This window comes from Marinobacter sp. NFXS11, assembly GCF_040148675.1.
Taxonomy (GTDB): Bacteria; Pseudomonadota; Gammaproteobacteria; order Pseudomonadales; family Oleiphilaceae; genus Marinobacter.
In genome coordinates, this window is the sequence record NZ_JAGDDV010000002.1 from 1027678 (window position 1) to 1040229 (window position 12552).

At 58.8% G+C, this 12552-nt stretch carries 12 protein-coding genes; 7 read left to right on the plus strand and 5 right to left on the minus strand.

Going from position 1 to position 12552, the window contains the following annotated elements:
* Positions 1-34 precede the first annotated feature (34 nt).
* Positions 35-1432, plus strand: coding sequence for a sodium-dependent transporter (locus J3362_RS13705; RefSeq protein WP_349520385.1), 1398 nt, complete (start codon positions 35-37; stop codon positions 1430-1432).
* Positions 1433-1526: 94 nt separating this feature from the next.
* On the opposite strand, the gene J3362_RS13710 is transcribed toward J3362_RS13705, so the two are convergent.
* From J3362_RS13710 to J3362_RS13730, 5 genes are all read right to left on the minus strand, one after another.
* On the minus strand, positions 1527-2120 hold the full coding sequence (locus J3362_RS13710; protein WP_349520387.1) for a hypothetical protein: 594 nt from the start codon (positions 2118-2120) through the stop codon (positions 1527-1529).
* 99 nt (positions 2121-2219) lie between these two features.
* Complete coding sequence (locus tag J3362_RS13715) at positions 2220-3530, minus strand: TRAP transporter large permease (RefSeq protein ID WP_349520388.1); 1311 nt, start codon at positions 3528-3530, stop codon at positions 2220-2222.
* The gene (locus J3362_RS13720) at positions 3527-4075 is read right to left on the minus strand and encodes a TRAP transporter small permease subunit (protein WP_349520389.1); all 549 of its coding nucleotides are present in this window, start codon (positions 4073-4075) and stop codon (positions 3527-3529) included. Before J3362_RS13720 ends, J3362_RS13715 begins: the two co-directional genes overlap by 4 nt.
* An 85-nt stretch (positions 4076-4160) precedes the next feature.
* Positions 4161-5207: a TRAP transporter substrate-binding protein DctP gene (gene dctP / locus J3362_RS13725; protein ID WP_349520391.1), complete on the minus strand. Its 1047-nt coding sequence runs from the start codon at positions 5205-5207 to the stop codon at positions 4161-4163.
* 242 nt (positions 5208-5449) lie between these two features.
* Positions 5450-7045: a class I adenylate-forming enzyme family protein gene (locus J3362_RS13730; protein ID WP_349520392.1), complete on the minus strand. Its 1596-nt coding sequence runs from the start codon at positions 7043-7045 to the stop codon at positions 5450-5452.
* A 148-nt stretch (positions 7046-7193) separates the two neighbouring features.
* Here J3362_RS13730 and J3362_RS13735 point away from each other — a divergent pair, with 148 nt between their 5' ends.
* From J3362_RS13735 to surE, 6 genes are all read left to right on the plus strand, one after another.
* Complete coding sequence (locus J3362_RS13735; protein ID WP_349520394.1) at positions 7194-7988, plus strand: SDR family NAD(P)-dependent oxidoreductase; 795 nt, start codon at positions 7194-7196, stop codon at positions 7986-7988.
* The gene (locus J3362_RS13740) at positions 7988-8428 is read left to right on the plus strand and encodes a PaaI family thioesterase (protein WP_349520396.1); all 441 of its coding nucleotides are present in this window, start codon (positions 7988-7990) and stop codon (positions 8426-8428) included. The genes J3362_RS13735 and J3362_RS13740 overlap by 1 nt, the downstream gene beginning before the upstream one ends.
* A gap of 47 nt (positions 8429-8475) precedes the next feature.
* Complete coding sequence (locus J3362_RS13745; protein ID WP_349520397.1) at positions 8476-9678, plus strand: acyl-CoA dehydrogenase family protein; 1203 nt, start codon at positions 8476-8478, stop codon at positions 9676-9678.
* A 163-nt stretch (positions 9679-9841) separates the two neighbouring features.
* On the plus strand, positions 9842-10609 hold the full coding sequence (locus tag J3362_RS13750) for an SDR family NAD(P)-dependent oxidoreductase (protein ID WP_349520398.1): 768 nt from the start codon (positions 9842-9844) through the stop codon (positions 10607-10609).
* Positions 10610-10671: 62 nt separating this feature from the next.
* A complete protein-coding gene (locus tag J3362_RS13755; RefSeq protein WP_349520400.1) occupies positions 10672-11736 on the plus strand; it encodes a phosphotransferase in 1065 nt (354 codons plus the stop codon).
* A gap of 14 nt (positions 11737-11750) precedes the next feature.
* Positions 11751-12530, plus strand: a complete 780-nt coding sequence (surE, locus tag J3362_RS13760; RefSeq protein WP_349520957.1) for a 5'/3'-nucleotidase SurE — start codon at positions 11751-11753, stop codon at positions 12528-12530.
* The last annotated feature ends 22 nt before the right edge of the window (positions 12531-12552 follow it).

The following is a 12552-nucleotide window of genomic DNA, read 5'->3' on the forward strand; positions in this document are numbered from 1 at the left end:
AGACATTCCTCAGCCAAAAGCACAGGAACACAACATGACTCAGTCCAACTCGGTTTCGGGCAACGGTTCAGGGGCCGCCCGTGGTCTCTGGTCTTCCCGGTTGGCGTTTATTCTGGCGGCAACCGGTTCGGCCGTCGGTCTCGGTAATATCTGGAAGTTTCCCTACGTTACCGGCGAGAACGGTGGTGGCGCCTTCGTGCTGGTTTACCTGCTGTGTATCGCAGTAATCGGTATTCCCATCATGATGGCGGAAGTGTTTATCGGCCGGAATGGTCGTCACAACCCCATTACCAGTATGCGCCTGGTGGCAGAGCGCAACCTCAGCGCGCCGGGCTGGCGGATCTCGGCCATCATCGGGATGATCGCGGCCTTTGTGATCCTCTCTTTCTATTCGGTGATTGGTGGTTGGGCAGCGTCCTACGTCGGACATGCCGCCATGGGGGACTTCACCGGCGGTACCGCGGATTCCATCGGTGAGCTGTTTGGCGGCCTGCTGGCCAGCCCTGGTCAGCTACTGCTCTGGCATACCATCTTTATGGCGCTGGTTATCCTGGTGGTTTCCCAGGGGCTGAAAGGTGGCCTCGAGCGGGCGGTCACCATCCTTATGCCGGCGCTGTTCATCCTGCTTCTGGTGGCGGTTGGCTATGCCACCACGACCGGTCATTTTGGTGAGGCCGTCAGCTTCCTGTTCACGCCGGATTTTGGGGCTTTGACCATCAACGGGGTTCTGATCGCCCTTGGCCATGCCTTCTTTACCCTTAGCCTGGGCATGGCCATCATGATGGCTTACGGTTCCTATCTTGGCCGGGATGTTTCCATTGGCCGCACGGCGGTCAGCGTTGCAATCATGGATACCGTCGTCGCGCTCCTGGCCGGCCTGGCCATTTTCCCGGTGGTTTTTGCCAACGGCCTGGAAGCCGGTGCCGGCCCCGGACTGATTTTCCAGACCCTGCCGCTGGCTTTTGGCAATATGCCCATGGGGAGCCTGTTTGGCACCCTGTTCTTTATCCTGCTGTTGTTCGCCGCCTGGACCTCCGGTATTTCCCTGCTGGAGCCGGTAGTTGAGTGGGTTGAGGAAAAAACCAGCCTGGCCCGTACAGGTAGTTCCATCCTTGTCGGTGTTCTCTGCTGGGCGCTGGGCATTGCTTCGATTCTGTCGCTGAATGTCTGGGCAGACGTGGCGCCGCTCGCCATGTTTGAGCGCTTCGAAGGCAAGACCATCTTTGACCTGCTGGACTTCTTCACGGCCAACGTGCTGCTGCCGCTCTCCGGTTTGCTGACTGCAGTGTTTGTCGGATGGTTCGTGGCCAAAGAGTCGCTGAAATCCGATCTGGCGCTTCAGGGCGGAGCCTTTACCCTCTGGTACAACCTGATCCGGTTCGTTACGCCCATTGCGGTTGCCATCGTCTTTTTCTACAACCTGATGTCCTGACCAAAGGGGTCCACATCACGGTTGAATAAAACGTGGCAATGAAAAAGCCCGGCAAGATATCTTGCCGGGCTTTCTGTTTTCCAGAGGCTGCTTCCTAATCCTCGCCTAGCTGTCTCAGCGCCTCTACGTGGGGACGCACCGCCTCGATATCTTCCGCCGGAGCGTTGCTCGCGCTTTGCATCGCGCCCATCGCACCCTCCATCATGGCCCGCATCTGGGCTTTCTGTTCGGCCGTCATGTGAGGGCTGTTTTCCATCTCGGCGAGCGCGGATTCCATCTCTTGCCTGGCGGCAGGCTTCTGCTCCGCCATTTCGATGGCCATCCAGGCCTGGAAAACCCGGTCTCCGGTGGCACCCCAGGATTCCAGGCTGTCGAAGCCGTGATCCTGCACCACGTCTTCCAGGCGGTCGTAGGCTTCATGACCTTTCATCTGCTCCAGCGATTCCGACACGATCCGGGAGAAATCCGGCATGGCGTTCTCGTTCTGGTTGTCCATCTGGCGCTCCAGCTCCTCGAATTCCGGTGCCAGTGTTTGTGCAGCCCGAACGCTCTCGATAAACGAGGCCACTCGCTGGTCGGAAAGGGTCTCGGCCTGGCTCTGGGCAGGGAGTAGTGGAAACAGGAAGAAAATGGCTGTGAAGATGACGCTGTTCAATACCAGCATCGGCTCTCGTTGCGGGTTATGCATGGCTGTTCTCCTTGTGTGGGCTTCCGGTTCCTTTGTCCGGAAGTCCCACGAGATTAGCGCTTACCCGCTTTGGCTGGCAACTTTGCTTTCAGATCAGGTTCAGAAAAACAGATCCGGCAGCCAGGTGGCAATTTCCGGGAAGATCATGATCAGAATGATGCCGATGATCTCCACAATCACGAAGGGAATGATCGACTTGTAGATGTCCTTCATGGTGATTGACGGTGGCACGATGCCCTTCAGATAGAACAGGTTGAAGCCGAAGGGTGGCGTCATGTAACCAATTTCCATGTTTATCACAAACAGGATGCCGAACCAGATCGGATCGAAGCCCAGGGACTCCACAATTGGCATGAACACCGGCAGGGTGATCAGCATGATGCCTACCGGGTCCAGCACCATGGCCAGCAGGAACACGATCACCATCATGGCGATGATGATGCCCCAAGGGCCACCGGGGACCATGTTCATCAGGCCTTCGATCAGCTCCTGGGCGCCCATGCTCTGGTAGGCGGCGCTGAAGGCGTGGGCGGCAAACAGGATCCACATGATCATGCCGGTAAGCTTGAACGTGCGGATGGCGGCTTCCTTCAGGATGCTCCACTTGAACTCCCGGTATACTGCCGCCGATATCAGGGCGCCCAGAACGCCCATGGCAGCCGCTTCCGTCGGGGTGGTGATACCGCCGATGATGGAGCCCAGAACCATAACGACAACGCCGATTGGTAGCAGCACAGCACGCAGGGCACGGAGTTTCTCCGGCCAGGTGCCCCGCTCTTCTTTCGGCAGCGCGGGTGCCAGTTCCGGTTGCAGGTGGCAGCGCACGAGGATGTAGATAGCCGTCAATACCATCAGCAGGATTCCGGGCATGATACCGGCGGCGAACATCTTGCCAACGGAAACACCGGTGATCAGCGCGTAGAGGATCATCAGGATGCTGGGAGGAATCAGGATGCCCCAGCCACCGCCGGTGTTGATCACGCCCAGGGCCATGCTCTTGTCATAGCCCCGCTCAAGCATCGACGGCAGCGCGATGGTGCCCATGGCAACAACGGCCGCACCGCTGATGCCGACCATGGCAGCAAACACCGCGCAGATTCCAAGGGTGCCGAGGGCAAGGCCGCCTCTGAGGCCGCCGCACCACAGGTGCATCATCCGGTACAGATCGCGGGCCACACCGGTACGCTCGAGGATCATGGCCATGAACACGAACAGAGGGATGGCGACCAGGGTGAAGCTTTCCATGGTGCCCCAGATCTGGGAGGCCACCATGTAGAAGGAATCAAAACCCCAGGTGAAATACAGGAACACAACCGAGACGCCGCCGAGCACGAACGCCAGTGGCAGGCCCAGCAGCAGGAAAAATAGCAGTGAACCGAAGAACAGGAGCGTCAGGGCTTCAATGCTCACAGCTGATCTCCTTCAGATTCGGACTCTTGAGACGTGTAGTAATCCAGGTTGAAGGCCACGGCGATGTCTTCAAGCAGTTTCACCAGCCCTTGCAGCACCAGTAGCGCGGTGCCGATGGGAATGGCCAGCTTCACCGGCCAGATGGGTGGATTCCAGGCCGAATAGGAGGTCTCCCAGCTGGAGATGGACTCCTGGGCCATGTCGATTCCGAACCACAGCAGGGCGAGAGTGAAAATGAAAAAGACCACGGAGGTGACGATATCCAGAGCCGCGCGTTTCCGTGGCTTCAGGTGTGAATGCAACAGGTCCACGTTGACGTGGCCGCGATGGGCCATGATGTAGCCACCGGACATCACTGCGTAGATGCCGAAAAGCATCTGGGTCAGTTCGTTGGTCCAGACCGTGGGAGAATTGAGCAGATAGCGGAACCCAACTTCAAGAAGCAGGAACACGAACATTGCGAAAATCAGGAGGGCAACCCACCGGCCGATGAAATCGTTGAGACGGGTAACCCCTCTCATGAATGCGGCGATCATCACACTCATGGCATTCTCCCACGGGATGCTGGTTTGGTTCGGGGAAAGAAAGGCCGGAGTCGAAGACCCCGGCCCTGGTCAGAGCGCTGGCTGATCAGAGATAGCCGAGGTCGGCCAGGTAACCTTTCAGCATGTCGAGCGCCTTCTTGGCATTCTCACTGCGCTTGCCTTCTTCATCCCACATGGCCTGGGCGGTGGCGACCAGCTTGTCCTGGACTTCATCCGGAAGGACATTCAGTTGCACGCCCTGTTCCTCGATGGCCTTGGCCAGGGTGATGCGCTCCTTGTACTGGTACTCGTTGGTGCGGATCCAGAACTGCTCGTTGAGGGCATCCTTGACGATCTTCTGCATGTCTTCCGGCAGCTTGTTCAGAGCCTTCTGGCTGACGATGATGACGTCGGTGCCGGCAATGTTCAGGGCAGGCTGCACATGGTACTTGGCCACTTCATACAGGCCCATGCTGTAGGCACCCTGTGCCGCACCCCAGTGGGCGCCGTCCACGATTCCGGAATCCAGGGCTGAGTAGAGTTCACTGCCAGGAATATAAGAAGCGGCGGCCCCGGCTTCGGTCAGGAAGGTTTGCAGGGCGCCGGAGGAGCGGATCTTCAGGCTGTTGAAGTCCTCCACGCTTTCAACCGGCTCCTTGACCACCATTTCAGTGGGGTAGACTTTGTCTGTGGCCCAGTAAACGTCATGCTCTGCCGCTTCGTCCCGGAGCATCTGTTCGAACCCCAGGTTCTGGTGGAAATAGGCGGCCTCCCAAACGTTGCGGAAGGCAAACGGCAGGCCAGAGGCAATGCCGGCAAGGGAGATCTTGTCCTGGGCATAGGACGGGGAAATGGTGCCCATTTCCAGGATGCCACGGCTCACTGCGTTGAAAGTGTCCGTGGCCTTGAACAGCGCGCCGGCCTCGTAAAGCTGCAGTTTCAGACGGCCATCAGTTCGCTCTTCCAGAACCCGTTTGATCCGGCCAAGGCTGTCTGTGTAGGAGCTGCTGGAACCGGGCCAGTGGGACTGGACTTTCCAGGTTACGGTGTCCTGCGCGGCGGCCGGCGTGGCAGCCAGGGCGGCTGACAGACCAAGGGTCAGTGCCGAGGCAAAGACGGTCAGTTTTCTTCGAGCGTTATTAACTAGAGTCATGGTAGGCCTCTTTCGTTGTTGTACTTGTGCATTAAATGACTGTTTAGTTATGACCAATGGATCTTTCTTTGTTTCACAGTGCGGAATTGATGACTGCATGGTGAATCATAGTTTTCTGAATCTAACACATGTCTTGTTTTTTGCAATAGGCGGTTGATTGGTCATTGATTACAGAATTCATAAAAGGATAGTTCATGGATTGAACGTCAGCAGTACCGACGGCCGATCTGTCTTGCGCTGCTTCAGGTTCCGGGCCAGTAAGGCGCGCGAAGTTCCCGTTTGAGCACCTTGCCAATGGCAGAGCGGGGCAACGTGGCACGGAATTCAATGGCCGCCAGACGCTGGGATTTTCCCAGCTGTGTGTTGGCCCACTCCAGTATCCCGTTTTCGGTTTCATCACGATCGGGCTGGAGAACCACCAGGCCCAGGGGCGTTTCCCCCCAGTGTTCGCTGGGAATGCCAATGACCGTGGCGTCGGCTACCGCCGGGTGCGTCAAAAGTACTTTTTCCAGATCCACAGGGTAGATGTTAAAGCCGCCAGAGATGATCATGTCCTTCCGTCGATCAAGGATATAAATAAAACCATCCTCGTCGATTCTCCCCATGTCACCGCTGCGGTAAAACACCTCACCTTGCGGGCTCGTCCATAGCATCTCCCGGGTCTGCTCCGGGCGGTTCACATAGCCGCGCATCATGGAAATGGCACGGCCGACAATTTCGCCGGTAGCGCCTCTTGGCAGCTCTCTGTCATCTTCGTCGATCACCCGTACCTCGGCGCCCTGGGTAGGCACACCAACCGAGTCCCACTTGTCCGGGTGGGCAGCGCAATCGAGGCTGGTGGATATGCCGCCTTCGGTGAGGCCGTAGACCTCCCGGAGATTGCCGGGCCAGCGCGCCATGGCATCGGCAATCACCGCCGACCGCAACGGGGCACTGGTGCAGAGCTTCAGTTTGAAGCTGGAGAGGTCAAACCGGTCAAAATCCGGCTGCGCCAGGATCCGCTGGTATTGCACCGGTACCAGCATGGCGTGCGAAACACGGTGGGTTTCGGCCAGTTGCAGGAACCTGTGGGCATCGAATTTCGCCATCAGCACCAGGGTGCCGCCGTGGTAAAGCGTGGGTAACACTGAAACCAGGGTGGTGTTGGAATAAAGTGGCGTTGATACGAGGTTGATAGCCTCGCCATCCAGCCCATAGCGGCTCATCCTGACCATCTGACGCTGGCGGAAGCGATAATCGTGCAGGATACCCTTGGGCGTGCCTGTGGTGCCGGAGCTGTAAATGATATTGAACGGATCGTCGAGGGTGACCGGTTCGGGCCGGGCGGTGGCCGTAGTCTGCGCCAGCCAGTCAACCAGGGTGTAACCGGCTCCGTCCAGGGGGCCGGCCAGGCTGATGATGCGCTCGCCGGGTACCTTGGTCAGCTGTGCTCGCAGGCGGCCAAACAGCTCCCGCTGTTGGCCGGAAATGAACAGAAAGCGTGCCTGGCAATCCGTCACCATCAGTGCAAGTGCTTCGGTACTGGCCATGCCAGACAGCGGCACCATACAGCCCCCGGCCACCAGGGTGCCGAGGTACAGGGCGACATCGTCCCGGCTGTTTCCTGACAAGGCAGCCACAGACTCGCCCGGCCGCAGACCGGCCTCGCGTAACCGGTTGGCAATGCGGTTAACCTGGTCGACAAGGCTTCGCCAGTCCAGGGTGCCCTGTTCGTCAATCAGGGCCGGGTGGCTGCCACGGGTCTGGGCGTGTTGCTGGATACGATTTCCGATTCCGTTCATGGACTCACTGGGATCGATTGGCGCATAGACCGGCATGTCTCGCTTGCCACTTTCCATTTTTTGCCCCTCAAACGTTATCGTGTTTTATCTAGTGAAATTAACTTCCGATTATATTGACTCAAAACCAACAGGCGTGACAAATTAACTGAATGGAAAGACCCCAGCACCATCAACAACAATGAGACAGACCGGGGAGCATCGGCATATGGGACGGTTTGATCAACGGGTAGCCATTGTCACCGGCGCCGGCAGCGGCATTGGTCGGGCGACGGCTCTGCGACTCGCTCGGGAGGGTGCGTCAGTGATCCTGGCGGATACCTCTGAGGCCGGTCTGGTGGAAACTGAAAACCAGTTGCCCGAGCAAGCTCCGCGCCTTCGACGGCTGGTGGATGTGGCCAACGAAGCCCAGGTCGATGCGTTGGTCAACGAGGCTATCGCCAGCTTCGGTCAGATCGACGTGCTGTGCAATATCGCCGGCATTGCCAGTACCGGTCAGGGCCACCCGCCGGTGACCGGCAACGACCGTGCAGAGTGGGACCAGGTGCTATCGGTGAACCTGACAGGCACCATGCTGCTGATCAAGCACGTGGCGCCCCACATGCAGGCCCGCAAGCTCGGCGCTATCGTCAACACCGCGTCGGTGGCAGGTATCCGGTCCGGCGCGGGCGGCAACGCCTACAGTGCCTCCAAAGCCGGCGTCATCAATCTGACTATGACTGCCGCCTGTGACCTGGGCGGCGACAACGTACGGGTAAATGCAGTGTGCCCCGGTCTGGTGGAAACCGGCATGACCCGGGCGGTGTTCGACTACGCCCGGGCCAATGAAAAAGCCCATAAGCTCGGCGCCCGCTGTGAGCTGCGCCGGTATGGCAATCCGGAAGAAATCGCCGCGGCAATCCTGTTTCTGGCCAGCGACGATGCCAGCTACATCACCGGCCAGTCCTTGCCCGTGGACGGCGGCAATACCGCCTCCCTTAACCTGCCAGGAATGAAAGTGTAATGAATGATCAAGAGCCCCTGTTTACCGACGGTAAGGACCTGCCCGGCTTTCACAGCCTGCTGGGTTATCGTCAGGTCTCCTGGGAGGAGAACGAGGCGGTGCTTGAGCTGGAGCTTCAGCCCCGGCACCTGAACCTGGGTGGAGTGATCCACGGGGGGGTGCTCACATCACTGTTGGACATTGCGCTGGCCCAGGCGGGCACGCATTGCCCCTATCCTGGGCGAATGCGCAAAGCCATTACCCTGTCCCTGACCACCACCTTTACGGGCCAATGCTCCGGCGGAACCATAAAGGTCAGCGGTCGTAAGCGCGCGGGAGGCACCCGTATCTTTAACAGCACCGGCGAGGTTCATGACGACAAGGGCAACCTGCTGGCCATTGCCGAAGGCACTTTCCGGATACGGTCCGGCAGCGACAAACCAGAGGGCGTTCCGATCTGACGGAGCGGTTACCGACTCACTGACAACAACATCAAGAGGAAGCGGACATGTTTGAGCTGTCTGACAAAGCGAAAGAACTGCAGGCGCAGCTGAATGAATTCATGGATGCCCATATCTACCCGAATGAGCACAAGTACCACGAGCAAATCGAGCAGGCAGAAAACCGCTGGGCGCCGGTACCGATCATTGAGGAGCTGAAGCAGAGGGCGAAAGCCGCCGGGCTGTGGAACCTGTTTCTGCCGGAGAGCGAATTCGGCGCCGGGCTGACCAACTATGAATACGCCCACCTGTGCGAAGTGATGGGCCGCTCTGCCATGGCCCCAGAAGTGTTCAACTGTTCCGCGCCGGATACCGGCAACATGGAAACCATCGCCCGCTACGGTAATAAAGAGCAGCAGGAGCAATGGCTGAAACCACTGTTGGCTGGTGAGATCCGGTCCTGCTTCTCCATGACCGAGCCGGATGTGGCTTCGTCGGATGCCACCAACATTGCCTGTGAAATCCGCCGCGAGGGCGACGAGTATGTGATCAACGGCAAAAAGTGGTGGTCCTCCGGCGCCATGACCACCACCTCGAAAATTGCGATTGTGATGGGAAAGACCAATCCCGAGGCTGAGAAACACCAGCAGCAGTCGATGATTCTCGTGCCGCTGGATACGCCGGGTGTAAAAATGATTCGACCGCTCACGGTGTTCGGCTATGACCACGCGCCCCATGGCCATGCAGAGATCCATTACGAGAACGTGCGGGTGCCGGTGGAGAATATTCTTTTGGGCGAAGGGCGAGGTTTCGAAATCGCCCAGGGCCGCCTGGGGCCGGGCCGTATCCATCATTGCATGCGGACCATCGGCGTCGCCGAGCGTGCACTGGAGCTGATGTGCAAGCGTGCCAATGCCCGGGAGGCCTTCGGCAAGCCGCTGTCCAGTTTTGATTCCATCCGCAAGGATATTGCCCGCAGTCGCATCGAGATCGAGCAGGCTCGCCTGATGACCCTGAAGGCGGCGCATATGATGGACACCGTTGGTAACAAGGTGGCTCGTCAGGAAATCGCGATGATCAAGGTGATTGCACCGAGTATGGCGCTGAAGGTGCTGGACCGGGCCATTCAGGTGCATGGTGGCGCCGGTGTCTCCCAGGATACTTTCTTGGCCGAAGCCTGGGCCAAGGTGCGCACCTTGCGGCTGGCGGACGGGCCGGATGAAGTGCATCTGGACTCTGTGGCCAAGATAGAGCTTCGCCAATACCGCTAAACCGATAACCTCTGAATCAGGGGGAGAGCGGCCGGGGTGATGTCCTTCCGGGACACGCCGTGAATACGTCCATGTAGGCTTGAGCAAAACATCCTTGTTTTGCACAGTCCCGGAAGGACATCACCCCGCCCACTCCCGTGCTTCAGTGCATGAGGATCGAAGAATGGATAACCCGCTGTTTGATATGACCGGTAAGGTCGCCCTGATTACCGGCTCCACCAAAGGCATCGGCCGCGCCATCGCCGAAGAAATGGCCCGCCTGGGTGCCAAGGTCGTGATCTCCAGCCGCAAGGCCGAGGCCTGTGAACAGGTGGCCAATGAGCTGAAAGCTCAGGGCTGCGAGGCCATCGCTATTCCCTGTCATGTCGGTAAAAAAGACGAGCTGCAGAACCTGGTGGATAAAACCAACGAAGCCTGGGGCACCATCGATGTGCTGGTGTGCAACGCGGCCACCAATCCGGTCTACGGCACCACCGCCGAAATGACGGATGACGCCTGGGACAAGATCATGGACACCAACGTCAAAGGCACCTTCTGGCTGACCAACATGGTGTTGCCGCAGATGGCGGAAAAAGGCGAAGGCGCGGTTGTTCTTCTGTCCAGCATTGCCGGTATCCGTGGTAACACTACCATCGGCACTTATGGCGTTTCCAAGGCCGCAGAAGCCGCCCTGGCGCGGAATCTGGCAGTGGAGTGGGGCCCGAAAGGTATCCGCATTAACAGCATCGCCCCCGGCCTGATCAAGACCGACTTCGCCAAAGCCCTCTGGGAAGACCCCGTGCGCGTTAAACGCGCGGAAGATAAAACGCCGCTGCGCAGAATTGGCGACCCGGTCGACATTGCCGGCCTGGCCGTGTTTCTGTCCACCAGGGCCAGCGCTTACATCACCGGCCAGGTCATCGTGGCTGATGGCGGCGAAACGATTTGTTAAGGGTGGTCCGATCAAAGTATGCCCGCCGGCCGCTGCCCCCAAAACTGAAGGCAAAACAAAAAATGAGCATCACCCCAGAGCTGGTAGACGTCCTCCCGGCCCACAAATTCGACGAGGCCCGCCTCCTGAGCTGGCTACAGCAGAGCATTCCGGGCTTCGGTTCAAGGCTGGATGTCCGGCAATTCCAGGGTGGCCAGTCCAATCCTACGTTTCTGCTGGCCACCGACAGCGGCCAATACGTGTTGCGCAAAAAACCGCCCGGAAAAACCCTGCCCTCCGCCCATATGGTCGAGCGGGAATACAGGGTTATGCGGGCGCTGTCCGAGCATACCGACGTGCCGGTTCCGAATGTCCGTGTGCTTTGTGAGGACAGTTCGGTCATTGGCACGCCGTTCTACGTTATGGACTTTCTTGAGGGCCGGATTATCAGCCATTCCGCACTCAGGGCGCTGGACCGGAAGGACCGTCTGCCCGCGTATCATTCGGCGATTGATACCCTGGCGGCCCTCCATTCAGTGGATGTGAAATCTATTGGTCTTGGCGACTATGGTCGGCCCGAGGGCTATGTGGCGCGTCAGGTTTCGCGATGGAGCAAGCAGTATCTGGCTTCGAAGACTGATGATCTTCCGGCCATGGAAAAACTGATGGCCTGGTTGCCGGAGAATCTGCCGGCGAAGGATGAGACTGCCATCGCTCATGGCGACTACCGTTTTGGCAATCTGATGCTGGCACCGGACAGCCCCGAAGTGGTTGCCATTCTTGACTGGGAGCTTTCGACGCTGGGGCATCCGTTGGCGGATCTGGCCTATTTCTGTCTTCCCTATTATCTGCCTTCGGACATGGAAGGCATGCGCGGACTGAAGGGCGAAGACCTGGAGGCGCTGGGTGTTCCCGATGAGCGCGAAACCATCGCCCGCTACTGCGCTCAAACTGGCAGGGATAGCATTGATGAATGGCACGTGTATCTGTCGTTTTCCCTGTTCCGGCTGGCCTCTATTCTGCAGGGCGTTTACAAGCGGGCGCTGGATGGCAATGCCGCCAATGCCAATGCTTTGGACGTTGGCAAGCGGGCGAGCCTGCTGGCAGATTTGGGTTGGAAGATTGCCAGTGAAGGGGACCGGTCATGAGCGAGTCCGGAGGCATGGGAGAAAAAATGGTCCGCCGCATTCTGATCACCAATGACGACGGTATAAACGCACCAGGCCTCAAAGTGCTGGAGCAGATCGCCCGAAACCTGGCCGAGGAAGTCTGGGTGGTGGCGCCTGAGCACGACCGCAGCGGTGCCGGCCAGAGTATTTCCATTCATGATCCGTTGAGGGTGTATGAGCATGCCGACCGGCGCTATGCAGTCTCCGGTACACCGGCGGATTGTGTGCTGTATTCGCTGGCCCAGTGGTTCGGGGAAACACCGCCGGATCTGGTGCTGTCGGGGGTGAACTGCGGCGCCAATATCAGCGATTCCGTGCAGTATTCCGGCACCGTCGGGGCGGTGCTCAGCGCCGAGCATATGGGTATTCCCGCCATCGCACTGAGCCAGGCTTTTCTGACCCGCGAAGGTGTGGACTGGTCACCGGTTTCCATCTTTGGTGAAACCGTGGTGCGTCAGTTGTGGCAGCCGGGGCAGAGCAGCGCCTGGAACGTGAATTTTCCCGCCTGCGAGGCGGCCGCCATCACCCAGGCCCGGTGGTGCAAACAGTCCAATGGCTCGATCCAGCGCGCGCGACTGCTGGCAGGTCAGGATGCCCGCAGTCTGCCGTACTGGTGGCTGGGGTTTGATCGCAGTTCCCGCCACATTGTGGCGTCTGATGAAGACGCCAGTGTGCTGAGGGACAAAGCTATCGCCATCACACCATTACGCCACCGGGAGCTTCTGCCCGGAGGCACCGAAGTTTTTGATCTGGCCGCAACAGCGGCTGACTGAACGGAATAAGGGGATCACAACA

What these genes read in the sequence shown, in the direction of transcription:
- J3362_RS13705 (WP_349520385.1), top strand. Translation starts at nt 35, where the DNA reads ATGACTCAGTCCAACTCGGTTTCGGGCAACGGTTCAGGGGCCGCCCGT.
- J3362_RS13710 (WP_349520387.1), bottom strand. Translation starts at nt 2,120, where the DNA reads ATGCATAACCCGCAACGAGAGCCGATGCTGGTATTGAACAGCGTCATC.
- J3362_RS13720 (WP_349520389.1), bottom strand. Translation starts at nt 4,075, where the DNA reads ATGAGTGTGATGATCGCCGCATTCATGAGAGGGGTTACCCGTCTCAAC.
- dctP (WP_349520391.1), bottom strand. Translation starts at nt 5,207, where the DNA reads ATGACTCTAGTTAATAACGCTCGAAGAAAACTGACCGTCTTTGCCTCG.
- J3362_RS13730 (WP_349520392.1), bottom strand. Translation starts at nt 7,045, where the DNA reads ATGGAAAGTGGCAAGCGAGACATGCCGGTCTATGCGCCAATCGATCCC.
- J3362_RS13735 (WP_349520394.1), top strand. Translation starts at nt 7,194, where the DNA reads ATGGGACGGTTTGATCAACGGGTAGCCATTGTCACCGGCGCCGGCAGC.
- J3362_RS13740 (WP_349520396.1), top strand. Translation starts at nt 7,988, where the DNA reads ATGAATGATCAAGAGCCCCTGTTTACCGACGGTAAGGACCTGCCCGGC.
- J3362_RS13745 (WP_349520397.1), top strand. Translation starts at nt 8,476, where the DNA reads ATGTTTGAGCTGTCTGACAAAGCGAAAGAACTGCAGGCGCAGCTGAAT.
- J3362_RS13750 (WP_349520398.1), top strand. Translation starts at nt 9,842, where the DNA reads ATGGATAACCCGCTGTTTGATATGACCGGTAAGGTCGCCCTGATTACC.
- J3362_RS13755 (WP_349520400.1), top strand. Translation starts at nt 10,672, where the DNA reads ATGAGCATCACCCCAGAGCTGGTAGACGTCCTCCCGGCCCACAAATTC.
- surE (WP_349520957.1), top strand. Translation starts at nt 11,751, where the DNA reads ATGGGAGAAAAAATGGTCCGCCGCATTCTGATCACCAATGACGACGGT.